This window comes from Pseudoalteromonas sp. NJ631, from assembly GCF_000276645.1.
In the GTDB taxonomy this organism is placed as follows: Bacteria; Pseudomonadota; Gammaproteobacteria; order Enterobacterales; family Alteromonadaceae; genus Pseudoalteromonas; species Pseudoalteromonas piscicida.
The window spans coordinates 165,773-189,315 of sequence record NZ_AKXJ01000005.1 but is presented as its reverse complement, the minus strand read 5'-3'; the positions used below and the strand labels follow the sequence as shown (position 1 = coordinate 189,315).

General features: G+C 42.1%; 23 protein-coding genes. 11 read left to right on the top strand and 12 right to left on the bottom strand.

Features of this window, described 5'->3' with window-relative positions; all coding sequences use genetic code 11:
- Nucleotides 1-105 precede the first annotated feature (105 nt).
- Nucleotides 106-831, top strand: a complete 726-nt coding sequence (locus A587_RS0111140; RefSeq protein WP_017217652.1) for a substrate-binding periplasmic protein — start codon at nucleotides 106-108, stop codon at nucleotides 829-831.
- A 51-nt stretch (nucleotides 832-882) separates the two neighbouring features.
- On the opposite strand, the gene A587_RS0111135 is transcribed toward A587_RS0111140, so the two are convergent.
- From A587_RS0111135 to A587_RS0111120, 4 genes are all read right to left on the bottom strand, one after another.
- A complete protein-coding gene (locus tag A587_RS0111135; protein ID WP_010369929.1) occupies nucleotides 883-1,467 on the bottom strand; it encodes a hypothetical protein in 585 nt (194 codons plus the stop codon).
- A 237-nt stretch (nucleotides 1,468-1,704) separates the two neighbouring features.
- The gene (locus tag A587_RS0111130) at nucleotides 1,705-2,610 is read right to left on the bottom strand and encodes a histone deacetylase family protein (protein WP_017217651.1); all 906 of its coding nucleotides are present in this window, start codon (nucleotides 2,608-2,610) and stop codon (nucleotides 1,705-1,707) included.
- 39 nt (nucleotides 2,611-2,649) lie between these two features.
- Nucleotides 2,650-3,276: a response regulator gene (locus tag A587_RS0111125; protein ID WP_010369923.1), complete on the bottom strand. Its 627-nt coding sequence runs from the start codon at nucleotides 3,274-3,276 to the stop codon at nucleotides 2,650-2,652.
- The gene (locus A587_RS0111120; protein WP_017217650.1) at nucleotides 3,269-4,381 is read right to left on the bottom strand and encodes a sensor histidine kinase; all 1,113 of its coding nucleotides are present in this window, start codon (nucleotides 4,379-4,381) and stop codon (nucleotides 3,269-3,271) included. The genes A587_RS0111125 and A587_RS0111120 overlap by 8 nt, the downstream gene beginning before the upstream one ends.
- A gap of 229 nt (nucleotides 4,382-4,610) precedes the next feature.
- Between A587_RS0111120 and A587_RS0111115 the strand changes: the two genes are divergently transcribed.
- The 3 genes from A587_RS0111115 (at nucleotide 4,611) to A587_RS0111105 (ending at nucleotide 8,298) form a co-directional block, all read left to right on the top strand.
- Nucleotides 4,611-7,376: a methyl-accepting chemotaxis protein gene (locus A587_RS0111115; RefSeq protein WP_017217649.1), complete on the top strand. Its 2,766-nt coding sequence runs from the start codon at nucleotides 4,611-4,613 to the stop codon at nucleotides 7,374-7,376.
- 178 nt (nucleotides 7,377-7,554) lie between these two features.
- Nucleotides 7,555-7,752: a hypothetical protein gene (locus tag A587_RS25415; RefSeq protein ID WP_017217648.1), complete on the top strand. Its 198-nt coding sequence runs from the start codon at nucleotides 7,555-7,557 to the stop codon at nucleotides 7,750-7,752.
- A 63-nt stretch (nucleotides 7,753-7,815) separates the two neighbouring features.
- Nucleotides 7,816-8,298, top strand: a complete 483-nt coding sequence (locus A587_RS0111105; RefSeq protein ID WP_010369905.1) for a DoxX family protein — start codon at nucleotides 7,816-7,818, stop codon at nucleotides 8,296-8,298.
- A 71-nt stretch (nucleotides 8,299-8,369) separates the two neighbouring features.
- Here A587_RS0111105 and A587_RS0111100 read toward each other — a convergent pair whose 3' ends face one another.
- On the bottom strand, nucleotides 8,370-9,116 hold the full coding sequence (locus A587_RS0111100) for an alpha/beta hydrolase (RefSeq protein ID WP_017217647.1): 747 nt from the start codon (nucleotides 9,114-9,116) through the stop codon (nucleotides 8,370-8,372).
- A 63-nt stretch (nucleotides 9,117-9,179) separates the two neighbouring features.
- Entirely contained in the window at nucleotides 9,180-11,768 is a 2,589-nt protein-coding gene (locus A587_RS0111095; RefSeq protein WP_017217646.1) for a M1 family metallopeptidase, read from the bottom strand.
- 486 nt (nucleotides 11,769-12,254) lie between these two features.
- Between A587_RS0111095 and A587_RS0111090 the strand changes: the two genes are divergently transcribed.
- From A587_RS0111090 to A587_RS0111080, 3 genes are all read left to right on the top strand, one after another.
- Complete coding sequence (locus A587_RS0111090; RefSeq protein ID WP_017217645.1) at nucleotides 12,255-13,157, top strand: LysR substrate-binding domain-containing protein; 903 nt, start codon at nucleotides 12,255-12,257, stop codon at nucleotides 13,155-13,157.
- A 168-nt stretch (nucleotides 13,158-13,325) separates the two neighbouring features.
- Nucleotides 13,326-15,032: an alkaline phosphatase D family protein gene (locus tag A587_RS0111085; protein ID WP_017217644.1), complete on the top strand. Its 1,707-nt coding sequence runs from the start codon at nucleotides 13,326-13,328 to the stop codon at nucleotides 15,030-15,032.
- Between the two features lie 152 nt (nucleotides 15,033-15,184).
- Nucleotides 15,185-15,421, top strand: a complete 237-nt coding sequence (locus A587_RS0111080) for a hypothetical protein (RefSeq protein WP_010369889.1) — start codon at nucleotides 15,185-15,187, stop codon at nucleotides 15,419-15,421.
- Between the two features lie 2 nt (nucleotides 15,422-15,423).
- Here the strand turns inward: A587_RS0111080 and A587_RS0111075 are convergent, their stop codons facing one another.
- On the bottom strand, nucleotides 15,424-15,864 hold the full coding sequence (locus tag A587_RS0111075) for an MgtC/SapB family protein (RefSeq protein WP_010369887.1): 441 nt from the start codon (nucleotides 15,862-15,864) through the stop codon (nucleotides 15,424-15,426).
- A gap of 102 nt (nucleotides 15,865-15,966) precedes the next feature.
- On the opposite strand from A587_RS0111075, the gene A587_RS24710 reads away from it, so the two are divergent.
- Nucleotides 15,967-16,125, top strand: a complete 159-nt coding sequence (locus A587_RS24710; protein WP_010369885.1) for a YqaE/Pmp3 family membrane protein — start codon at nucleotides 15,967-15,969, stop codon at nucleotides 16,123-16,125.
- Nucleotides 16,126-16,170: 45 nt separating this feature from the next.
- Here A587_RS24710 and A587_RS0111065 read toward each other — a convergent pair whose 3' ends face one another.
- Nucleotides 16,171-16,776 carry a LysE family translocator gene (locus A587_RS0111065; protein ID WP_017217643.1) on the bottom strand — a complete coding sequence of 202 codons (606 nt, stop codon included), beginning with the start codon at nucleotides 16,774-16,776 and terminating at the stop codon, nucleotides 16,171-16,173.
- 458 nt (nucleotides 16,777-17,234) lie between these two features.
- Between A587_RS0111065 and A587_RS0111060 the strand changes: the two genes are divergently transcribed.
- Both A587_RS0111060 and A587_RS0111055 read left to right on the top strand, forming a co-directional pair.
- The gene (locus tag A587_RS0111060) at nucleotides 17,235-18,587 is read left to right on the top strand and encodes a hypothetical protein (RefSeq protein ID WP_017217642.1); all 1,353 of its coding nucleotides are present in this window, start codon (nucleotides 17,235-17,237) and stop codon (nucleotides 18,585-18,587) included.
- Nucleotides 18,588-18,684: 97 nt separating this feature from the next.
- A complete protein-coding gene (locus A587_RS0111055; protein ID WP_017217641.1) occupies nucleotides 18,685-19,137 on the top strand; it encodes a GNAT family N-acetyltransferase in 453 nt (150 codons plus the stop codon).
- Between the two features lie 12 nt (nucleotides 19,138-19,149).
- Here the strand turns inward: A587_RS0111055 and corA are convergent, their stop codons facing one another.
- The 4 genes from corA to A587_RS0111035 form a co-directional block, all read right to left on the bottom strand.
- The gene (gene corA, locus A587_RS0111050) at nucleotides 19,150-20,106 is read right to left on the bottom strand and encodes a magnesium/cobalt transporter CorA (RefSeq protein WP_010603700.1); all 957 of its coding nucleotides are present in this window, start codon (nucleotides 20,104-20,106) and stop codon (nucleotides 19,150-19,152) included.
- An 85-nt stretch (nucleotides 20,107-20,191) separates the two neighbouring features.
- Nucleotides 20,192-20,683, bottom strand: a complete 492-nt coding sequence (locus A587_RS0111045; RefSeq protein ID WP_017217640.1) for a GNAT family N-acetyltransferase — start codon at nucleotides 20,681-20,683, stop codon at nucleotides 20,192-20,194.
- Nucleotides 20,680-21,303 carry a TetR/AcrR family transcriptional regulator gene (locus A587_RS0111040; protein WP_017217639.1) on the bottom strand — a complete coding sequence of 208 codons (624 nt, stop codon included), beginning with the start codon at nucleotides 21,301-21,303 and terminating at the stop codon, nucleotides 20,680-20,682. Before A587_RS0111040 ends, A587_RS0111045 begins: the two co-directional genes overlap by 4 nt.
- A gap of 3 nt (nucleotides 21,304-21,306) precedes the next feature.
- A complete protein-coding gene (locus tag A587_RS0111035; RefSeq protein ID WP_017217638.1) occupies nucleotides 21,307-22,167 on the bottom strand; it encodes an alpha/beta fold hydrolase in 861 nt (286 codons plus the stop codon).
- Nucleotides 22,168-22,555: 388 nt separating this feature from the next.
- Between A587_RS0111035 and A587_RS0111030 the strand changes: the two genes are divergently transcribed.
- Nucleotides 22,556-23,431 (top strand): helix-turn-helix domain-containing protein, encoded by an 876-nt coding sequence (locus A587_RS0111030; protein ID WP_017217637.1) that lies wholly within the window; start codon nucleotides 22,556-22,558, stop codon nucleotides 23,429-23,431.
- The last annotated feature ends 112 nt before the right edge of the window (nucleotides 23,432-23,543 follow it).

The following is a 23,543-nucleotide window of genomic DNA, read 5'->3' as shown; positions in this document are numbered from 1 at the left end:
GTACTATGCTTTTCATATTGATGTTCTTGAAACTTTATATTGTTGATATGGTGCATGAGTTAAGGTGGAATTGCAAAAAGCGGAGAAGAAATATTGGCTTATGTAATGAAATTAGCGATTTATAGCCTGATTATACTCTCTTTAACGAGTTTGAGTGCCTCTGCAAAAGATCTACTGGTGGTAACCGAAGAGTGGAAGCCGTACAACTTCACCAATGAAAAAGGTGAGGTTGTTGGGAGAGCAACAAAAAAGGTAAGGGAGGTGCTTGCAGCAGCTGAGGTTGACTACGAGATAAAAGTTTACCCTTGGGTACGAGCAATGAAAATTGCCAAAGAGCGCCCAAATACAATGATTTACTCTATTTATCGTACCGCAGAGCGTGAAGCTGACTACGAATGGGCATGTCCTTTGATCCGCCCTGTAGGCGTGTATTTCTTCAAACTTAAAACGCGCAAAGATATTCAAGTTGTTTCATTGGAAGATGCTAAGCAATACACTTCTGCAGTAGTAAAAGGCAATATCTATTATGATTTTTTGATTCAACACGGGTTTACTCAAGGAGATCATTTGGTTGTTGCCGCCGACTCCAAAAGCTTTTACAAACTCTTTTTCAAAGGGCGGATAGACCTTGTAATGTCAACGGAATACATCATGAGTGAGGAACTTAAAACCGCTGGGCTTAACGATGATGAAGTTACACCGCTTTTAGAAGTGACGAAGGCCAGTCAGCAGCGTGGATGTATGGCATTTAGCAAGGATACAGATCCGATGCTCATAGACCGAATTAGGCGTGCTCTGGCCAAGCACAATCAAGAATTTGTTGGACCATAATGGGCAATCCTCAGGGAAAGATTGCCCAGAGTGTTAGGGTACTAATCAATATTAGTAGCTAAGCTCAATTTGACCAACTGCCACGCTGCCTTTATCCCACGTTGTTCTGCACTTGAAGTCCAAAACAGCGCCACTTTCGTAGTTATTGTCTAACATTGTGGTGTAGCTAACAAATTGCTCTTCTGCTACGTTTGGATCAGATATATCAGTCCAATCGAAACCTTTACCTGTCTCTCTAAACTTGAACCATTTATCTATACCGCCGTCGCTCACTTTACGAATTTTTGAAATCAAACAGAAAGCATTAGTACCAGTTAGTCCTTTAGTTGTTCCATGAACGGTTAGCGTAAATTGGCCAATATTGGCATTTAGCGGCACGCTACAGTTGAAGTAACGCTCTGTTCTTAAGTAGGCAGGATTGAAAATAAAGTAGCCATTTCCCGTGGCGCCCGCTTGTTCACCGTGTTTTTGTGTTAACGCCTCTAAGTTACCAACTGCATTCGCATGTTTAGTGAAAGCAGCTGCTTCTAGTTTGGTGTCTAAAGCACAGTTATTCGCACCTGAGTACAACTCCACAGTAGCGTATGCAGAGTTCGCAGCAAATAATGAAGCGATTATCGCAAGTTTGGTTTTCATACTAATTCCTTGTTTTAGTTAGCGAAGTGGGTACATTAACAGGGAGAGTCGAGTGTGTAAATTAAATGTTTTTTAAATATTAATTAAAGTGTTTTTTTCAAGAGAGTAAAAGGAAAAGCGCACCACACGGTGCGCCTAATCAGTGCCATGGAGAAGGGGAAATTAACTAAAGGTGTTACACCAATCAAACCCTTCATAATGATAAACGAATGCACAATATAAAAAGATCATCATTTTTTAAAGTTTTGCAGCTTGTTGCACTACAATCGCGTGGCGCTTTGCTAATCTTTGGTGATCTTTATCGTATCCGCCACCAATTACGGTCGCGACAGAGACACCATGCTTTTGGCATAAGGTCAGCACCAGTGCATCTCGTTTCGCAATGCCAAGCCATGAGATATCCAATTTACCTAAGTTATCACCTTGCCAAACATCGACACCAGCGTCGTAAAGCACAATATCTGGATTTAGATCAACCAATAATGACTCAAGCGTATGTGCGACTATTTCTAGGTAGTGTGTGTCACTGATCCCTACTTCTAAGCCAATATCTAAATCGCTAGCATGTTTACGAAACGGAAAGTTTTTCTCGCAGTGGATTGAGCAGGTATAAACATACGGGTTGTGCTTTAGCATAGCGGCAGTGCCGTCGCCTTGATGAACATCCAAGTCAAAAATGAGGGCATTGGTGATTTGATTATTTTCGAGCAGATGTGTGGCCGTAAAGGCGAGATCGTTTACCATGCAAAAACCAGAGCCAAAATCATAATGTGCGTGGTGCGTGCCACCGGCTAAATGGCATGCAATACCGTGTTTAAGCGCAAGTTCTGCAGTTTTTAGCGTTCCAAGAGGCGCAGTAAAAGTACGTGCCATAAGCTGCTCTGACCAAGGTAGACCTATACGGCGCATCATTTTAGCGCCGAGTTGATTACGCCATAAGTCCCAAACATATTGCTCGCAGTGCACGCTTTCTAGTGGCGATGGGTTGCCGGGTTCTGGGCTATAAACATTGTTGTGAATGAGCCCTAATGCATCTACTTCTTGGTATAAACGTGCAAATTTACTCATCACGAAGCGGTGCTTTGGATCAAAATTGAATGAGTAATTAGCGTGATAAACTAGTGGTAAATTTGGGTTGTTCAAAAACGGCTCCGCAAATGGCGATATGGCAGTGTAGCAATATCAATCCCCGAAGCCGAGCGCTTTAGCTTTTAGTGTTGCTTGTGTTCTGTCTCGTACCTGTAGTTTTGCGAGCAAGCAAGAAACCGAGTTACGGATGGTACCTTCCGCTTTATATAAAGTATTGGCGATTTCCTTATTGGAATACCCTTTCGCGATTAGTTTTAAAATATCCTTTTCTCGTGTGGTGAGCTTATCTAAAGTGGGGTCAGGTTTTAGTAAGGTCTCAGCAAGCTCATCTTGGATGATGAGTTCACCTTGATGGACTTGTCGAACGGCATCAATTAACTCTTCTAAGTCCACGTCCTTAAGAAGACAGCCTTTAGCACCAAGCTCAAGTGCTAATTTTAGCTTTGCAGTGTCGTTGAAGGTAGTGAGGATTATGACTTTAAAGTTGATTGCCAAAGGCAAAAGCTCGGTGAGTACATCGACACCATCTAGCTCAGGCATTCGCATATCTAAAAGCACAATGTCAGCTGTAATTTGGTTTAATTGAACCTGTTGGATGAACTCACTGCCGCTGCCACAACTTCCAGAACAAACAATGTCACCACTTAGCGAAAGCAGTGCTTGCATACCCTGGCGCACAAGCGCCTGATCATCGACTAGGTAAACTGATATTTTAGCCATTTGTCGTCCCAAAATGGATAGTTAATGTTACGCCTTGATGAGTTGACACATCAAGACTGCCGCCGAGTTCTTGGATCCGTTCCTGCATACCAGCCAGACCATTTCCAAATCGAATACTATTTAAGGTAATGCCGTTGTCGCTTATTTGTACTTTTAGTCCTTGTTGACAATACACTCGTACTTGCATTTTATCCGCCTTGGCGTGCTTCAAGGTATTGGTGATGGCTTCTTGGCAGCATTTTAGGATGCAATTGGCATAACTTAGTTTCTCGAGTAACGGGTGATGTTCATAGTCGAGTTCAATGTTAAGACGAGGGATAGATTCAGTGAGCCTCAGCAATGCATCATGGAGATCGATATGCTCGTTGCTACGCTTGTCGCTGACTAAATCGCGAATACATTTTAGGGTGTCTTTAGCTTGCAAATAACAGCTATCTAATAGCTCGGTTAATGGTGCAGCCGCAGTTCGTCTTGCGACATCTAAATTTACAATTAGACTGGTTATTTGATGTCCAACGTCGTCATGTAACTCTCGTGCTAATTGAAGCCGCTCTTGTTTAGCAATACTTTGGCTTAACAGAGATTGCGTTGCAGATAGCTGGCTGTGGGCGAGTTGTAGCGCTTCTTTGGCTTCTTGTTCTTTTTGCATTCTTTTACACACTACGTACGCAAATAACTGAAAACAGGCAAATAACACAGCGTTGAGATATTCAAAGCCATGTCCCCAAAAAAAGTATTGCGACGCAACATACAAGCAAGAGGTAACTAGGATGTACCCAAGCGCAAAACTTAAAGGAACATAAAAAGCAAGGATCCCAACGAGTTTTACGTTGTAAATGAGATGAATTGCAGCGGGGGAGGTAAGGTTAATTGACTGGATCAAAAGCGCCAATACAAACAGCATTGAATATCTAACCTTGTAGCCATAGTATTTTTCGGATTCATTGATACATAAAAGTACGAGGATCAAAACACCGATATGCTGTACCCAAGGCAGCCATTGTGCTTTTTGCTGAGCATAAATTAAACTTGGTATTGCAACGGCTAACCAAGTGAAAATAGTTGTTACCAACCAAGCCGTCGGATAGCGAAAAAACGCCGACATCTACTTACTCCGCTAAAAACCTGCTCCGCAGGTATTATTCCTTTATTCTCTTGCGAACCTATCCTAGCAGATATTTGTGACTCTGTGATGATGACGAATGTCATAAGTTTTACATTGTAAATCAAAGTGCAATAACGGCTTTTCACCCTTGATAGTGCATTGATTTGTGGCACCACTATTCCTGTTCTATCTTTATGTAACAATCTTTTCATAATTAGGGATACTCAGAATGAAAAGTGTTAAAGCAAAACTTATTTCTGCGGTAACAGCGGGTTTAGTGGTAATGCTCATCGGTGCGATGATTACTGTTTTGGTGATGAAACGCGTCGCGGAACAGTATGACAGCATGATAGACAATGAATTGGCTGCTCGCGAGCAAATAAACATAGTGCTCGATGATTTCAAAACCCAAGTACAAGAGTGGAAAAATGTACTCATTAGAGGAAGAGAGCCTGCTCAGCTAAATAAATATTGGTCGAGATTTGAAACCAAAGAAGCTGAGGTACAAAAGCAACTCAGTTCAATTGTTTCAGCCTATGCGTTACCAACTACCCTAGAAAATAAGTTACGTGAATATCAAAAAGAACACCTCATCTTAGGACAAAAATATCGTGAAGCGGTGGAGCTATTCAAAAGCTCAGGCTTTGATATTGACCTTGCTGATGCTTCAGTGAGTGGAATAGACCGCCAAGCAAGTGTATATCTACTTGAAATTAATGAGCAAATTAACGCGTTAGTAGACACGAGAACGAGTGAAATTGTCGCGACAAAAAACCAACTTATCTTTTTTAGTACCCTAGGACTCATCGCTGTTGCGCTTGTGACTTTAGGATTACTGACTTGGTATATGCAGCACTTAATCACTCGCCCAATCCGCCGCGCATCTGATGTAGCAAAGGCAATTGCGAGTGGTCGATTAGACAACACAGTCGTTGTACACAGTAACGATGAAATAGGTAACTTACTGGTAAATCTACGGCAGATGCAAACTAGCTTACTTGATGCGACTCAAAAGCTAGAGCTACAAGCAAGAGAAAACTTACGGATCCGTTATGCGTTAAATAATGTAGCCGCGCCCGTGCTTTTATGTGATGACAGTAATCAAGTGATCTACGTAAATGCACAATGTGATTCTTTATTTGATCGTTACCGCACTGCGTTAAACGTGCCGATTGAAGTCGTTAACCATCCAATTCCCAAAGCTTTACTTCACAGTTTTAAAGCACTGAATCAGGCTGCGGGTCAATTAGTACGACAGTTAGAATGGGAGTGGTGCGTAGGTGACATAATCATTGCGGCAACCGCCAACCCGGTTTCCGATCAAAATGGTAGGGTGTTAGGTACGGTATTTGAATTTAAGGATTTAAGCCAGACAAGACGTGCGGAGCAACAGGTTGAACAGCTCATCAAGTCAGCTTCCGATGGCAAACTAAGTGAACGTCTAAACCTTGAGGGATACGTTGGCTCCATGAAATTAATAGCCAGCGGACTTAACAAACTACTTGATGCTGTTGAGCAACCCATTAGCCAAACAAAACAATATCTTACTTCGCTTTCAAAAGGAGAAATTCCCGAGCGGATTAGCGGTGAGTTTAAGGGGGAATTTGCGCAAATACATATGGCCTTACAGCGCGCCACCTCATCACTATCGTTGCTTATTGAAGATACTTACAGCTTAGTTGCTGCAGCAGGAGAAGGGGAGCTCTCTACTCGTGCAGATGAAGCCAAGCATCAGGGGGAATTTCGAAAAATCATTCGTGGTGTCAATGAAACACTTGATGCGGTCTCTAAACCCGTAGCTCTTACTAGCGGGTATCTAGAAAGTATCGCAAAAGGAGAGTTACCCGCCTTAACGAATGATGGTTATAAAGGAGAGTTTGATAGCATCTATCAAAGCCTCTTTGCTTGTGTTGGTGCGATAAAATTGATGCTAACCGATGCTGAAAAGCTTGCTGAAGCGGCCAGTGAGGGAGACTTGCATCATAGAGCAGACGCCAGCAAACATCATGGCGCATACGCCAGCATAATCACAGCCATGAATGAAACGCTGGACTCAATTGAAGCTCCTCTTAAGGAGTGCATGAATGTGATGGATGGGCTGTCTCAGGGGAATTTAACGCGCCAAGTTGAAAAAAGTTATGCGGGCGATTTTGCGCTGTTGAAACAATCGGTGAATACCAGTGTTGGCAACTTAGCTAATATGATGCAAAAGCTATTAGCCATGGCTGAATCTATCACAGTTTCGGTACAGCAGATCACCACAGGCATCGAAGAGTTAAGTGAACGCTCCTCTTCTCAAGCCGCATCTATTGAAGAAACGCGGGTATCAGTTGGTGAAATCACCGAAACCGTGCACTCAAACGCCAGTAATGCGCAATCGGCTAATCAGTTGGCCATTGAAGTGAACCAGCAAGCACAGCAAGGTGGAAAGGTAGTTGAGTCAACGATTGAGGCAATGACCGAAATTAGTAAGAGTGCTAAAGAAATACTTACCGTCATTGAGGTTATTGATTCTATTGCGTTTCAAACTAACTTATTAGCGCTGAACGCCTCTGTTGAAGCTGCAAGAGCCGGAGAAAAAGGAAAAGGTTTTGCGGTCGTTGCCTCAGAAGTGAGAAATTTAGCGCTGCGCAGTGCAAGCGCTTCAAAAGACATTTCTGAGCTGCTGGGAAGCAGTAACATCAAAGTGAAGCAAGGGTCTAAGCTGGCCTCAGAATCCGGCGAGACGCTAAAAACCATCGTGGAAAGTGTGTATGGACTTGCATCGCAAGTGCAAACTATCGCAGAGGCCTGCAATACGCAGTCGAGTGGTATTGAGCAAATTAATCTAGCGATTAAGCAAATTGATGGTATCACGCAGCAAAACAATACTTTGGTAGAGATGACGAATGCATCGGGGCTGTCATTGTTGAGTAAAGCCAATGAATTGCGAGAGATGGTTGAGCAGTTTGATATCGGCAAGACTAAAGCGGATTTGATGAAAGTGGTGAGCTAAAGATCAGCAAAATCTAGGGCCTGTTGATCTTTCAAGTTTGTTTTTGCAGCAGTTTGATTGGTATTTATACAAGGCAGAGCCAGCGTAGCATAGTCATTCTATGTAAGTCTGGCGATAAAGACTTTGTGCTCCTGCAAAGTCACCTTACCCCACATCCTTGTGGGGCAACATAGAAGAAATGCTAATCAAGCGCTGCCCTTCGGGTTCATCTGAGTGCGCTTTGTTCATTGTTGCTCAACTTTTGCCTAGATTACTAGGCGGCAAGTCGAGCGTCGCGACCAAAATACACTCAGAAGAACAAAAATTAAACAGCAAAGGTCAACAGGCCCTAGCACATACGGTTGCTAATTTTATTGTTTTTAGGAACATCACGTGACATGATTGGATAATCTTGGTGGCTTTTTAGCCGCTAACAATGTTTAGGGATAAGGCATAAACCATGGTTACACCAATCATCATTATTCTGTTACTTTGCAGCCCGTTATTACTCGGTATTATCTATTCAAAGGTAAGAGGCGTACAGGTAGAGACAACAACGCTTGCTTGTTGGGGTCTCGGTATCGCATTTATGTTCTTTTTTATTGGCCATATCGTAAAAGCACAGGGAATGGTAGAAATGTTACCTAGTTGGGTGCCGTATAGGCTTCCTTTGGTGTACTTCACTGGTGTCATCGAACTCGTAGTAGCGATTCTGTTATTTATACCTAAATATCAATTGCCTACAGCAAAAGCGGCTATTGCCATTTTTATCCTGTTTTTTCCTGCAAATGTGTATGCCGCGCTCAACAGCGTTGGCCTGGGAGGACATCAGTGGGGGCCAGTTTACTTGCTAATTAGAGCACCACTGCAAATCATATTGATTGCTTGGGCATATTTTATGTGTGTAAAACCGCTATCAATGCCAGTGGCTGAAATTAAATAAAGCTCGGCTTAAATAGAACATATAAACAAAAAGAGGAGTGAAATTTCCTCATTTCTCTCTGTGTTTTGCGACTATTGGTCTTTTACTTTTTCATTCCCTAGGCAAGGTTTTCCAGCTAAATGATCAGCCAAAATTTGTGCTATTTTGTCTGTTAGCCAGCTCGGACCTTCGTCAGTCATGTCGTTGTGTTTTGCATTCGCTATTGTGACAACACAATCCTGATATTTTTGCTTTTCTGCACGACTTGGCAATACTCCTTTGTCCGCTGGAAAGTCACTTGCTCGTATCGACAAGACCTTTACATCAAGGCTTCTCGGTAATGGCACTCTGCGATGATCTAGCGTGATGATATGGTTTGCAAATTTAGCCCCGTGATTGATTAACCATGCTGAAATGTCACCGCCATTAGAATGGCCAATTAACAGGAGATGCCCAAAATCAAAGGTGGTGAACTTCGGCTTAAAGTAATCGTGAATAAACACTAGCGTATCAGCGCCCCGTTGCCAGTTTTCTGCGCGTGTTTCATATAAATTCCCCTCGACGGAAAGAGGAGGATCAGTTGCAAGCTCATGGCCTACAGTAATAACCAAATATCCTGCTTGGTTTAGCGCCTTGGTCAAAAATTGATATTCGGTATGAGAGACACCATAGCCGGCGCTTAGCAGTGCAACGGGACAAAGCGCTGTAGTTGAGCAGTTATCGGTATTGGATGGTTGATGAATTTCTACAGGAATTGCTCTATCACGAGCGGGATCAATCACGGTTTCAGCGGCCAAGGTGAATGGTAGACATAGCAATAATAAAAATGAACGTAACATATTTATCCTAAAAAATAGTGGCGCCCAGCAAAAGCCAAAAGCGCCACAACTGGTTGGAGTCTTTTACAGATTATTCAAAAATTGGTTAACTGAAGCCAGCTCTCTTTGCTTTTGCATAATGCAGGTATTTGTTGCCAATTCCAGTTGCTTAAGTGATTTACTTAAGCCTTCTATCTCGTTTTGCATTGGCCCAAAAAACTGCTGCGCTTGTTTTAGCGCATCTGCGTCACAGTACGAAAATAGGTAAAAAGGTAGCTGTGGCTTGGCAAAAGGAGGGAAGCGTTCCTTTAAGCGCTCAAAGTGCTGATAAAACCACTTTTGATAAAGCGCTTTTCGCTCATCGCCTTTACCATTCCCACTTAATATGTAATTAAAGTCGGAGGCCGTTACATGCTCGCTTAGGGCATAATCTAGTACTTGTTGTTGCAATTCTTGTGGACCAAAATAACCCATTGCAAGCAATAGATTAGTACGTTGAGTTGGGTTATTAGTAGTTTCAAATACCTTTTTGTACGACTTCAACAGCTCAGCATCACCGTAGTAAGCGGCAATTTGCAGGAAACTTCTCGCCAAGTAGGGGTCAACTTTATCAGGTGACGTTAAATATAAACTCGCTTGTTTTTTGGCATGCGTAATAATGGTTTGATGCTTGGTCTCGAAAGCCAGTGCTCTAACCAATGCTGCACGTATTTCAGATGTGGCAGCTGGTTCATTTGCATTTGCCTCAAGTCCATATCGAGAAAACGCAGGCTCAACATAAGTCGTAAAAAGCTTTTTCCAAAGTAGCTTATTTGAATCGTCTTCATACTGTTTATGTTGTGATAGTAATTGAGTAAGAGCGGCCTTTGCTACCTTGGGATGAGTATCGTTAATAAACTCACTGAGCGTTAACATCAACGCGTTGGCGTTTATTTTTCCAGACTCCATCAGCGCGTCAACATTGCTTAGTAAGTCTAATCTCTCCCGCTCGTTTAGCTTGTTTGGGGCATGTGATATTAGGCTTGCGAGTTGAGACTCAGAAAGATCCCAGCGGTAATAACCTGTCGCATTGTCGTTTGGTAAGATCCACTCTGGCTCAAAGTCTAATTTAATCTGTTGTTTCTTGGAGTCTAGAAGTATTGTCTTAGTGGCCGTTTTGTCACCTTTACCATAGCGCAGTGTGATGGGGATATGCCAAGATTGTGCTGCCGCTTCTTGTCCTTTTATTACAAAGCGTTGTTGGGATACGGTGGCATTCTGACCATTTAACTTAATCGTCAAAAGTGGAAATGAAGCTTGTGATACAAATGAGTCTAGCACTGTCGCAACATCTTTATTAGAGACTTTACTCAGCTCATTCCACAGATCTTTGGCTTCTGCATTCTTATAAGCAAATTTACGGATATAATTGCGCATGCCTTGCTTGAATACCGCTTCCCCAAGCCACTGCTCAACCATGTAAAGTACCGCGCTACCTTTGCTGTACGCAAGTCCCAAGCCGTCTGTTACATCAGACTCTGTAATAACCGGTTTGCGGATCGGTGAGGTAGTTGCTTGAGCATCATAGGGCATTGCATTGTGTTGAGATAAGGATAAATTTGTCTCTAGCTCAGGAAACAGCTGTAATGTGATCTTTGCAGCCATCCAAGTGGCAAATGCTTCGTTTAACCACAGGTCATTCCACCATTTCATCGTAACTAGATTACCATACCATTGGTGTGCAAGTTCATGAGCAATAACGTTTACATGCGAAGTTTGGGCTTGTCTTGTCGACGTTGCTGGATCGATAAGTAATATGTCTTCTCGGTAAGTCACAAGGCCTGCATTCTCCATTGCACCAAACGGAAATTCAGGGACTGCGACTTGGTCTAGTTTTTTATAGACATAGGGTAAGTCAAAATAGTCTTCAAGTGCTTTGAGTATCTTTGGTGTGTTTTCGATGGAATAAGCGGCGAGATTTGATTTCTTTTGTGGGGTAATAATATTACCCGGAACCGACATCCCTTTAACATCAAGCACTTCGAATGGACCAACGGACAAGGCAACTAAATAAGAAGGAAGGGGCGGCGTCTTGTCGAAATAGTGGGTGATCATGCCATTTGACTTTTTGATCTCTAAAACAGGCGTGTTAGCGAATACTTTTTGATCGTCAGGGGCGGTAATAGTGAGTTGGAATGGAATTTTATACTCAGGTTCATCGAACGTTGGTATTGCTCTTCTTGCATCACTCATCTGAAACTGAGTAAATAAGTAAGGCACGCCATTGTCTATGGTTTTATAGAGACCGACGCTATTGCGATTGTAAGGGGCGGTATAGTCAATATTAAGCGTGTAGCGACCCGGTTGCAGTGTTTTTTCGCAACTTAGTCTCACTTTACCGGTTTCGAGCATTTTATCTCTGAGCTCACACGACGCTTTTCCGACTAACTCAGCAGTGTTGATCGCATAGTCTAAACCGTTGAGCTCAATAAACTGAGTGGCTTTGAGCACCTCAAGTTTTATAGTCGTGTGTCCTGAAAAACGCTCCTTAGATGGATCTAAGTTAAATGTGACTGCTTGTTCTATCGGTTTAGCTACGGTGGCTAAACGATGAAGTTCAGCATTAGATTGGGCATCAACAGAAGCGCTAGTAGCTAGTAAAATAGCACTGCATATCAGAGATTTAGATAGCATAAAAATCCTTTATCCATATTTGTTATTGTTGTAATCAATGTGCTGTATGTTGTCACTAGGTGTGAACAAAACATAATGGGCGCAATGTTCCATTTACTTTAACAAAACTTGTTGCAAAAAGAGTGTGGATAAAGGTTTACTATCCGTTCAATATTTAAAATATTAATTAATATCAACGAATTGTAGCGGTGGGTTAGTCGACTTTTTGTGTAACAAAAATTGTAACAGGCTCCACCGTACTTGATTATGTTCCCATATATTGAAACTACTTATGTTTCACTGTGTGTTCTAACTTCAGATAGGCTCCGATTATATTTAACCAGTGTAATAACCGTGACTTTGGCTTTGGTTTGCAATAATTCATTGTTGCTCCTGTCGTCGTGGTGAGTAACCTGAGTTCAGGTTAAGTAATTTATGACTGTATCTTGGGTCAAAATATGGCAGGATACCAACGATAGTTAATTACAATTAATATAAGTTGAGCTTATGGATAAGAGGTTGAGGCACTTAAGTGCACTACGCTGTTTTGAGAGTGCAGCTCGGCTCCAAAGTTACACCCAAGCTGCACTCGAATTGAACATTACGCAAGCGGCAGTAAGTCAACAAATGCGCCAACTGGAAAATGCACTTGCAGTTAAGCTTTTTGTAAGAAAAGGCCGCAATATGCACTTAACTGAAGCCGGCGAAGTGTTGTTAATGTCTACTCAAAGTGCGTTTAAGCGCATTATTGGGGGATTGAACCAAATTCAAACCCAAGAATTGGCTGGTAGCTTGACCATAACGTCAACCCAGTCTTTTTGCTCTTTATGGCTAATGCCTAACCTAAGCTCGTTTTACGAAGCTCATGACGACATCCAAATTCGTGTGCTTGGCTCTAATCGCTTTGAAGATATTCGTTTAAATCATATTGATATCGCGATCCGGTTTTCTACTAAGAAAGAGTTAGCGTGTCCCGCCGGACTTGAGCAGTTATATCTGGGGGAAGATAGCAACTATCCTGTTTGTTCACCAAGCTACAAAGAAGCGCTGCAAATTAAGTCTCCCAGTGATTTAGCAAGATGCAACCTTATTCACCACGACGATGACAAAGTAAGCTGGGAGCAGTGGTTTGAGTCTCAGGGGATATGCGGTTCAAGTATTTGTGCCAAAGGCCCACACACTCGAGTCTCTTCTAATGATATGGCACTGAGTGCGGCGCTTAAAGGCCAAGGTGTGGCAATCGTCTCCAAAGAGCTATTTTTAGACTTTCAACAAGCTGGACTTATTGTGCAGCTTTTTGATATCCCTCACCCTGTGGTATGGCAACGCTATGTGTTATTTGATCCTTATTCACCAAAAAGAGCTCGGATCCAAGTATTTATTGATTGGCTTATTAACCACTTGCCATAAGGCCTAGTTGTGGCTCATTAATTGAGCCACTTTCGTATTATTTCATGAATGTCGAAGTAAATGTGAACTTGAAATAAATATTAAACTAAAATTTAACATTGCCGAATTAGACTCCGTTCCCGCAAGGAAAACTCGCAAGGATGCCAACATTCAAATACCGAGGAAACGATGAAAACTTATACTCTCACGCCAGCCGTGTTGATGCTCATGAGCAGCGTAGCTAATGCTGAACCTGAAGTTCACTACGAGTCTTGTAAATCCACTTTTAGCTATCTAGCCGCACAGTATCAAGGTACGACGGATAAAAGTAATTCAGGTTCCCAGTGGTGCTATTTAAAACAAAGCATCGAAGGCGCAACATGGGGTCACGTAAGAACAGAAACCATCCCAGAATTCAAAACGGTAACTGGAAAAGCGTGTAAAACGCCATCGGAGTATCAGGGGGAAAAATTTTATGGCTGTACAACCCGAAATCACACCGCACCTTGGTGCTATGTTGAAGAAGGCGGCTGGGAAGAATGCCAACCAGAAGCGCCGCCAGCGCTTTTAGCCCACACTCAACCCCTACAAAGTAAGCGATTAGATAGAGTTGCACTTGGCTCATGTTTCAAAACCAAAGGAGATATGCCCGAAGCGCTCGCTAAACTAATTGGTCAACAACCGGACCTATTTCTTTGGTTAGGGGACAATATCTACGCAGATACCACCGATATGGCAGTGATGCGCCAGAAGTACGATGATAAAAAGAACAATAGTGAATATCGCAAGTTTTTAGAGGCTAAGATCCCAGTGATGGCGACTTGGGATGACCACGATTTTGGTTGGAACAATGAAGGCAAACATTATCCACAGAGAGTAAACGCACAGAAAGAATACTTACGCCACTTTGATGTTGATAAGGCTGACCCAAGACTAAACGGTCAAGCTGGTATTTACGAAGCCAAAATGCTGGGTGGCTCGGGCGAAACCACACATGTGATCACATTGGATGCCCGTTACTTCCGCTCTCCAACCTTTTCAAGTTACGGTGCGTGTGAAGGTGAAAGTAGCACCATATTGGGAGAGGCGCAGTGGCAATGGCTTGAGCAAGAGTTACAAAAACCATCAGAAATCAAGCTCATTGCAAGCGGCATTCAAGTACTGCCTCCGCTGCATCAAGGCAGAAGTAAAACTAACTACTGTGCTTATGGAGACGGCAAAACATTTAATGCTGCCATCGCGTCATTAGAAGAAACAAATATGTCTGGTACTAGTTATGAGTCTTGGGCTGAAATGCCAGCGCAAAGAGAGCGTTTGCTTAGGTTGGTACAGAAATCAGTGAACGAAGGTAAGACTAAGGCCGTTGTGTTTTTGTCTGGCGATCAGCATTGGGGAGAGCTTTTGCAAAAGACTATTCCCGCAAGCAGCACATATGGTCAAGCAGTTAACGTCTACGAAGTGACCGCATCAGGGTTTGGTCAAAACTGGCCTTATCATATCGAAAACCCATTAAGGTTACCGATTTACGCAGATGACAAAGGGGATGGCAATTTTGCCAAAGCATGTCAGTTACCGTTCAAATATGCAGGTGTAACCTACCAAGGTTGTATCACGCGAGACAACGATAAGCCTTGGTGTTATACCCAAGTGGATGATAACCAAAAAGGCATCGAAGGTGAGTGGGGCAACTGTGCGCCAGCAGGTGCCAGTATTCCAACCGGACGAGTTGGTGCAATAAGCAAAGACATCGCAAAGTTAACAACATCTAACCGCCATTTGATTAATAAATCGGGAAGTAACTACGGCTTGATAGATATAGATTGGCAAAATCGTGAACTGAAAATGTCTATTGAAACGGCAAACGAGGAAGCGGTTTCAACTATTATCAAGTTTTGATGTTTCGTTATTAGCTGAGCTTAGTGCTCAGCTAATAAGATAGTAACTCTTTGTAAACTATCGAAATAAAATGTATATTGCGTGCAATCTAGGAAGAAAGCAGGTAAACTGCACTTCGGATAGTACCTCAGGCAAATTAAAAGGACATTAATTTGAAATTTGTTATTTCACTTTTACCCGCACTTTTTTTGACTAAATTAGTTTTTTATCTTACTGATTTTGAATATTTTTTATTCGAAGATCCCTTTGACTTCGGTAAATTGCTTATCGATATCAGCGTTTTTGGATTCTTTTATTTTATCGCTATTTTAGCTTACGAGTACTTCTTTGGTGAAAAGTTAGAGCTCAAGCGCCAAGTCTCAAGCAAAAGAACGAAAGGTTCAACGTAAGTTTATTGAGAACTCGAAGGTTTTTTATAAGGCTCTAGTAAGCGAAACACCAAAAACCCAACCGCGCTTAATACAATTGCGATTTCATATCGTTGGTATGCGCTTGAGATCCCTATTGCCCCGGTTAACCAAATACCTGCTGCGGTTGCTGTACCATGTGTGGAATTATCATTTTTCACAATAGAGCCGCCACCAATAAAGCCAATTCCAGTAATGACACCGTACATTACTCTTGCTTGTGCTTCATGTGATTCAAAGACGTCCATACTTGTTAAAATAAAAGCACAACAGGAAATAGCGACTAATGGGAACGTTCTAAGCCCCGCGCTATCGGAACTACTTTCTCTATTAATAGCCAAAGGTAATGTAAGTAAAAACGCAAAAATAATTTGGTAAAAGTGATACCAAATGAGTGCTAAATCAAGATTAATCCAATCTGGCATTTTTTATCTCCTATACTGTTATTGGGTTAATGCAAAAGGCATTCCTTTGAATTGGCATAACCCATGCAGAATGAAAGCGTCTATAACTTTTAGGAGAGAACAATGGATTTATTGAGGATCATCATTGCAATTCTGCTTCCACCACTTGGTGTATTCTTACAAGTCGGTCTTGGCGGGGCTTTTTGGTTAAATATTTTGCTTACATTGTTGGGTTATATACCAGGAATTGTGCATGCAGTGTGGGTGATTGCCCGTCGGTAAAAAGCGGACAACAAGTAACAATAACGCGGTAATCTTTGCAGGGGATTATCCTGCAAAGATCTCTAACACGATTGGCATTACTGAAAGCACAAGTAATGTAGCCATTACAAAATTAAACCATCTAAGGCTTTGCTCATTTTTTAATACATGTTTCAGCGACGAACCAAACACCAACCAGATCCCAACACAAGGAAATGACACCAACAGAAAGACAATGGTGATCATCAAGTTTTGACTCATAAAGTCTGCGCCAGCGGAGGTATAAGTTGAAATAGCACCTATTGCCACAATCCATGCTTTTGCGTTTACCCACTGAAATAGCGCGCCTTTTAAAAACGAAAAAGGTTGAGGGCTTGAGTCTGCATCAGCTGTGGGTGAAGATATCGCGACAAGGTAGGCAAGGTATAAAAGATACATGACGCCAATGCACTTTAAAATAAAATGCAAACTAGGAAATAGCTCAAATAGCCGCGCAAAACCTAAGCCGACCAGCAAAAGCATAACCGAAAAGCCCACACAAATACCACTTAACAGTGGAATGCTCCTCTTTAAGCCAAAATTAACACCAGACGTCATTAACATAATATTGTTTGGCCCAGGCGTTACGGAAGATGCAATAGCAAATAAAGTGATAGCAACCAAATAGTCCATTAAGTAGTCCTTTTTATATAGCCGGAGTGTTACATCAAGGCATTTGTTATTTAACCTGAGGTTTGGATAAGGAATGTTCCAACTCATTGTTGCTAAAGCACAACTTAGTTTTTTCCTTGTCTAGCCAGCAAGTTTTAGGGAAAACACTGCTTCCGCGTCCTGCTCTCGCTAAGGTACCTACATCCTGTAGGCAAGGTGAATTTACGCACCAATAGCTGGCTATTGGAAGTGAATTCAACGCAGTTAGCGCTAAAACTGGCTGCTAGAAAGGCATTAATTATCCGCAGCTCAGGTTATTTAGAGTGTGGCTTTTGTTTGATAGTGCCAAGTGGACTTCACTATTGGGTTTGCGTGCAAAATAGTCAATAGGTGATTAGTCGAGATGTTGTTTTTGGTTTTGTTATAAGATAACATAATTAAAGTTATGGTATAACATAGATAAAAATAGGATCTCTCTCATGGTATTAAAAGGTAAACTTTTGGCAGTTGCCATTTCCGCAATTCTTCTTTCTGCATGTGGTGGTACTGAACACACAATCGTAAAAGTAGACCCGCCAGCACAAGATAATGGCAACGATGACGATGGTCATGATGATCACGATCATGGAGATACTATAGCAGACGCAAATGGTCGCCTGTTAGTTACTAGCGCTGAAAGTAACGTTGTGAATGTTTACTCAACGGCGGATAAATCGCTTCTCGACTCAATTGGTGTTATCCACTATCCAAAATATGTATATAGCTCTGAAAATCACCGCTTTGCTGTCTTGGTACAACGTGACCAAGGTTTAGTAGAATTTATTGATGGCGGTTTATATGAAGAGGAGCATGGCGATCATCACCATACTCATGAAGAAGCGCCTGCACTTGCTTCATTCCATTTAGAGTCAGTGAAGCCAACACACGTTACGGTGGGTGAGTCTGGTATTGCTGTGTTCTCCGATGGTGACAAAGACAGCCAACAAAATGCCAGTGCTGCAATGTTTAGTGAAGCGCATATTAGCGGCGAGCAAAGCGAAGTCGCTGCATTACATTATGACACTTACATGCACGGTGCGGCGCAAGCTCGAGGCGAATTTCTAATTAGCACGATCAGAGACCCTCAAACCGAAACTTCTCTACCTTCGCAAATTGGTTTATATCATGCGCATGGTGACCATTTTCATCAAGAGCAGGTATTTAACGTAAGTTGTCCTGCACTTCACGGCAGCGCACAAAATGAAGAAGCAGTGGCATTTGGTTGCGGTGACGGTGTTGCGCTTATCACTCAGCAAGGTGAAAGCTTTAGTGCAGTAAAACTAGCTAACCCAGATTACTTTGCTGACGGGCAGCGAATTGGCACCCTTAAAGGCCACCATGATGCAGAGCAGTTTATTGCATCAGCAGGTAATGATGTGCTGATGGTTGACCCTGAGCATGGCCATATCGAGAAGCTTGAATGGCAAGTAAGTGATAACTATCGCATTGCTAGTTTTGGATTTAGCTTTGCGGGTGAGCATGTTGTGGTGATGGATACTGCAGGTAAACTCAGCATTTTTGCCGGTCATGAGCATGATGGTGAACACCATTTTGAAGCTGCAGGTGAAGTACAAGTTAGTGATGCTGATTTAACTACGATGCCAGAAGGTCACGGCTTCCAAATTACATTTTCTCATTCAGAGCAAGCGGTATATGTGAGCGATCCAATTGCAAAACAAATTAAAAAGTTTGATTTAGAAGAAGCCAAACTGGTAGACACGTTTGAGCTAGATTACGTACCAGAAAAACTAGTATGGCTTGGTATTACTGCAGAGGAATCTCACGACCATTAATACTTAAACTCATGTAGTCCCTGACAATTTTTAACACTGTAGATAGTGGCTTTGCCACCTTAGTTAAGCTAAGGTGGCTTTTTTTTAAGGAAAAAATATGAGAATTAGACCAGCCACCATCAACGACTTAACTACACTTCTAGACTTAGAACAGCAAGTGATTGAAGCGGAGCGTCCGTATAACCCAACAATCAAATCACAAGATGCCAAATACTACGGTTTTGAAAAATTACTCAATTGTTCAAATACGTTAGTGATTGTTGGAGAAGTGTCAGAGCAAATAGTGGCAACAGGGTATGTGCAGATCAGAGCGTCTAAACAGCAGCTACAGCACACGCAGCATGGCTATCTTGGTTTTATGTATGTAGCACCTGAGCATCGTGGTAAAGGTTTGAATCAAGAGATCATGGAGCACTTAATCGCTTGGTGTAAAACCCAAAACGTCAACGATTTTTACCTTGATGTATACAGTAGTAATGCCGCAGCAATTCGTGCTTATGAAAAAGCGGGATTTACACCTTGCCTGCTGGAAATGAAGCTACACCTCTAGATTAACCAAAAATCATAGCCAACCTTTGTGTTTAAAGAATAAATAAGGAGCAAAACCAGAGAGCAGCATAATAGCAATGGCAAAAGGATAGCCCCAAGCCCAGTTTAGCTCTGGCATATTATTAAAATTCATTCCATACACACTGGCAACCACTGTGGGCGGCAAAAATACGACAGAGGCAATGGAAAAGGTTTTAATAATTTGGTTCTGTTCGATATTGATAAAACCCTGCGTAGAATCCATCAAAAAATTCACTTTATCGAAGAGAAAGGCGCAGTGCGACATTAGGGTTTCGATATCGCGTGTGACTTCCCGTAGCGTTTCTCGCTCCTCAGATTGCACCCCCACATGACGCATTAAAAACGAGATATTGCGCTGCGTATCCATCAAACACAAGCGCACTTTACCGTTAGCATCTTCTAGTCTTGAAATACGACTAACGGCTTCTTCTAGATCTGAGTCTTCTTCCTCAAGCACATAGGCACTGAGCTTTTCAAGCTGGTGGTGCATATCCTCAAGCATATCCGCATGGTTTTCGACTTTTTGGTCGAACAAAGTCACTAACAGTTGTTTTGGGTTATCGCACGCTACTTGCCCTTTTCGTGCACGCAGTCGCAGCAATCTAAAATCCGCAAGTTCGTCATCGCGAATGGTTAATAAGCAGTTCTTTTGTAATAAGCAGGCAACGGTCACTGTATTAAAACGCCCGTCATTGGGAGACATAAACAAAGCGTGTACATGCAGACCTTCGCTGTCGATAAAACAGCGTGAAGAGGCCTCAATTTCCTCTACATCATCCGCACCAGGAAGGGTAATATTTAGCGTGTTTGCCAGGGCAACTCGCTCCTCCTCAGTGGGATTAATAGTATCTATCCAATGGGCGTTTTTGATTGCTATTTCAATCGGGGTGTCGGCGCTTGGTTCCATTTCGGAAATTACACCGTGTTCAATCGAAAAAAACCTCAGCATCTCATTACTCTACACGACGACTCTTTGGCAAAGTATAAGAGTGAATGTATTAATCAACAATGACAATCCAAGGATTATCCGCAGTTTATTCAGCTTGATAGGTGTAGATATTACGCGCCGCAACCGAGTTATTCATGATTGTTGTGTAATTAGCAATCAATTTAAAGCCATGGTGCTGAAATAAATGATTCACTGCTAAGGCATCTACTCGACAACGAGTGTGGATAGGTTGGCGAGTAGCGGCTAAGGTGTCTTGCAGTAATTGCTTGCCAATTCCTTTGCCGCGAATATTCGCATCAACCATAAAGTTCGAAATATATAGGCCTGACGTAAGATCAAAGCGCGCCTTATCTTTAAAGTGGGCGATTGGCACTAGCGACAAACTGCCTATAAGTTGCTTTGTTGAGTCATCAAAAATAACACGCACTTCGCCTTCTTCGATTTCCTTTTTCATAAGCAAGTGAATGGCTGCTTGGTCTATTTCTTCATTGCGTGGTGGCGCTGAAAAGGTCGCGATGTATAGCTCAGTAAGCTGCTCAACAATATCGCGGGTTGGAGTAGAGATTATTTCAATCATGCAGATACGCTCCGTGTTTTTGGATCAGCTTGGTAACTTTCAAGTAAGTGCTCAATATTACGTTTAAACAACTCGCTGGCATGTTCTGTTAGTACCGTATTTTTCGCTATCGCATGGCCTAGATACAAGTTGTATAGCTCGTACGCCGCGCACTGCGCATCAAGCTCAGGATGAAAAATACCGCTTTCTATCCCTTGTACAATTTTATGCTTAATATAGCTAAATAATCGGTTATGTTGCTCGGTAACTTTGGTATGAATAGGGCTGTCTGTATGGCAATTAAATTCAACCAACGCTTTGATAAACGGGCAAGTTGAATGTGGCTCATTAAATAATTCGTGAGTCCAGTCTGCCCAAATTGAAAAGAGCATTTTGAGTTGCACAAGGGGATCTTGGTGTCGTGCCGGTGCGACGACATGCAGCATAAATTGATCTTCACAGTAATCGAGGATCGCCAACTGCATATCTTCTTTACTGTCAAAATGCGAGATAAGCCCGCTGCGAGACAAGCCACAAAGCTTTGCCATAGAACCAATAGTGACTTCTATCAAGCCATATTGGCTACTAAAGCGCATACCTTGCTCTAAAATGGTTTGTCTCGTTCTCTCGCCTTTATTCATCACTTATGCAGTTATTCTTTGAGTAATACGTTGAATAACGCCAGTATCGCCTAAAATGCGGCGATGTCCAAGGCCTGAGGTTTGGATTAAACGTTCAGGAGTGGCTGCGATAAGCGACGCTACGTGTTCAAATGGCGCAAATCGGTCCTCGGTATCGTGAATAAATGTCGGCTCAAACTTAAGTACACCGTCGTGGAATTTATCTCGGATCAAATGCCAATGCGTGCCATACCTTGTGGTGATAGCACCTAACACTTGGTGCAGCATTTTTTCAGAAATGCCCGCTCGCGCAACGCGCTCAAACATCAGTTCAAAAAACTGCACGGGAGTTGCAACATTAATAACCACGCGATTTTCTAGGCGATAATCCGGTAAGTTCATCAGCGCTACAGCACCCATAGAATGCCCTACCAAAGCCACAATATCATGGCGATCGGCTTCTAGCTTCTCAATCAGGGTATCCAGTGCTTCAACAAAAGCCAGCAAATGGGCTTGCTTGCCATGAGATTGTCCATGACCAACATGATCAATCGCCACCACACAAAACCCTGCCGCAACGAGTTCAGGGATCAAATTATCAAAGCAACTACTGTTATCGGCCCAACCATGACTTAATACAACGGTCTTCGGGCCAAGGCCAAATACGTTTACATGAACGCGACCAAGCGAGGTAAGAATATTGAACTCACCATTGGGTTTTTTATTTTTAAACTGATATTGACGCTTACCATGCGGGCTCATCAGTAGTACCTGACCTAACCTCGAAGTAATAGGTGGCGCAAGCGTACACATTAGCCCTGTGACACCCCGACTTATCTTGGTAATAAGCGACCCGTCTTTGTCGTTAAAGTAGCTGAATTTCATCCTGACCTCTAAAAAGAACACTTGTACTTTTATTAAAATAGAACAACTGTACTTTTTTGTAAAGCATAACAATCACCTTTTAATATTGCAGCTGGTTTACCCTGCGACACACCTCCGCGTAGGAGCTGGTTTACCCAGCGAGCTTTTTAAAACGCCGGCTGCGGATTACTCACGGCTATGAGGGGCATACCCTTAGGAAGGTTTGTCTTTAAAGAACGGTTAAGCGTGAAAAACGATGAAAATGTTTCAAATTACGTAAAGTTGGTGAAGTATTGAGTGTTTTATTGTTTTTCATTGCAATTTATCGAGAGAAGCTTGTCTTTATATTTAACTAAATGTAATGTTTGGGTTAATTTCAAGGGAGCTAACGTAAAACAATGGTGGACAGATGCAAACGCCAGAGGAATATGAGGTAAGCCAGCGGATAGGTAGGTTAATACTTGGGTTAAAGCGTACCAGAGGTATGACCCGAGAAGATGTCTGTAAACGTTTAGGTATAGGCTCGCGCACGTTAGACAATTACTTAAACGGAGTGAGCTCATTTAAACTTGGGACATTGTTAAAGTTTGCGGATCTTTGCAAGGTAAAGCTGGCTGATATTTTGGATGATACCGACGCGCTGAAGCGCTTGTATCCTGAGAATATTAAAGACAAAGGCAATATCTTTTTGCTATTTACGGGCTATTTTGTCGGCGTTATGGTGCTTGAATTTACCTTATTTGCTTTTCTTATTTTGTTATTGTTTTATGCGCGTAATGACAAGAATAGCCAAAGCATTGTTGCAATTTTTATATTTGCTTTTTCGTTAGAAATCGTTGTTGCGTACTGGTTGAATTATGTCATCTTCCTAGCTATTGAAAGCTATTACATTGAAAATATCTATGCTTTTGCAACTCAACTTTTACTGAGTTTACTGCTGGCGTTCATGATCAAATACAGAATGTTTTTAGGTGCGTGGTTTACCAAAGGGAATTCAGCCAGCATTTTTGAGAAGAACCAAGTAGATGCGCCGCTTTATGCACTCGCATGTACGTTAGCTTTGATTGATTTTGCCGCATTGATGGAAAACTTTATCCGTAACCTAGAGCGTTTAGGTATAGATGAAGAAGTTGCCAAACCATTTTGGGAACTGACCTTTATTTATGATTACTTTGCTTATATTAAGGCCGTGCCTTATCTGCTCTGTATGTTTGTTTTATACGCAGGAATAACAGCGCGCCGTAAGCAGGTTTTAAATAAAGCAAATGCTGCACTTACACAATAATGTGAAGATTTTCACATAAAAATAGAGAAGTTTGTGTGTTTTTTAATTATTGATTTTAATGGTCTGCAAAACAACAAATAAGCAGGTTTAGCGAGGGTTGCTTGAATCAATT

Excerpts from the sequence above, each read along its gene's own strand:
- A587_RS0111045 (WP_017217640.1), bottom strand. The coding sequence starts at position 20,683 with ATGATTGAAATAATCTCTACTCCAACCCGCGATATTGTTGAGCAGCTT.
- corA (WP_010603700.1), bottom strand. The coding sequence starts at position 20,106 with ATGCTGAGGTTTTTTTCGATTGAACACGGTGTAATTTCCGAAATGGAA.
- A587_RS0111135 (WP_010369929.1), bottom strand. The coding sequence starts at position 1,467 with ATGAAAACCAAACTTGCGATAATCGCTTCATTATTTGCTGCGAACTCT.
- A587_RS0111075 (WP_010369887.1), bottom strand. The coding sequence starts at position 15,864 with ATGCCAGATTGGATTAATCTTGATTTAGCACTCATTTGGTATCACTTT.
- A587_RS0111095 (WP_017217646.1), bottom strand. The coding sequence starts at position 11,768 with ATGCTATCTAAATCTCTGATATGCAGTGCTATTTTACTAGCTACTAGC.
- A587_RS0111125 (WP_010369923.1), bottom strand. The coding sequence starts at position 3,276 with ATGGCTAAAATATCAGTTTACCTAGTCGATGATCAGGCGCTTGTGCGC.
- A587_RS0111120 (WP_017217650.1), bottom strand. The coding sequence starts at position 4,381 with ATGTCGGCGTTTTTTCGCTATCCGACGGCTTGGTTGGTAACAACTATT.
- A587_RS0111085 (WP_017217644.1), top strand. The coding sequence starts at position 13,326 with ATGAAAACTTATACTCTCACGCCAGCCGTGTTGATGCTCATGAGCAGC.
- A587_RS0111100 (WP_017217647.1), bottom strand. The coding sequence starts at position 9,116 with ATGTTACGTTCATTTTTATTATTGCTATGTCTACCATTCACCTTGGCC.
- A587_RS0111060 (WP_017217642.1), top strand. The coding sequence starts at position 17,235 with ATGGTATTAAAAGGTAAACTTTTGGCAGTTGCCATTTCCGCAATTCTT.
- A587_RS0111140 (WP_017217652.1), top strand. The coding sequence starts at position 106 with ATGAAATTAGCGATTTATAGCCTGATTATACTCTCTTTAACGAGTTTG.
- A587_RS0111040 (WP_017217639.1), bottom strand. The coding sequence starts at position 21,303 with ATGAATAAAGGCGAGAGAACGAGACAAACCATTTTAGAGCAAGGTATG.
- A587_RS0111105 (WP_010369905.1), top strand. The coding sequence starts at position 7,816 with ATGGTTACACCAATCATCATTATTCTGTTACTTTGCAGCCCGTTATTA.
- A587_RS0111035 (WP_017217638.1), bottom strand. The coding sequence starts at position 22,167 with ATGAAATTCAGCTACTTTAACGACAAAGACGGGTCGCTTATTACCAAG.
- A587_RS25415 (WP_017217648.1), top strand. The coding sequence starts at position 7,555 with ATGCTAATCAAGCGCTGCCCTTCGGGTTCATCTGAGTGCGCTTTGTTC.
- A587_RS0111030 (WP_017217637.1), top strand. The coding sequence starts at position 22,556 with ATGCAAACGCCAGAGGAATATGAGGTAAGCCAGCGGATAGGTAGGTTA.
- A587_RS0111055 (WP_017217641.1), top strand. The coding sequence starts at position 18,685 with ATGAGAATTAGACCAGCCACCATCAACGACTTAACTACACTTCTAGAC.
- A587_RS24710 (WP_010369885.1), top strand. The coding sequence starts at position 15,967 with ATGGATTTATTGAGGATCATCATTGCAATTCTGCTTCCACCACTTGGT.
- A587_RS0111115 (WP_017217649.1), top strand. The coding sequence starts at position 4,611 with ATGAAAAGTGTTAAAGCAAAACTTATTTCTGCGGTAACAGCGGGTTTA.
- A587_RS0111065 (WP_017217643.1), bottom strand. The coding sequence starts at position 16,776 with ATGGACTATTTGGTTGCTATCACTTTATTTGCTATTGCATCTTCCGTA.
- A587_RS0111090 (WP_017217645.1), top strand. The coding sequence starts at position 12,255 with ATGGATAAGAGGTTGAGGCACTTAAGTGCACTACGCTGTTTTGAGAGT.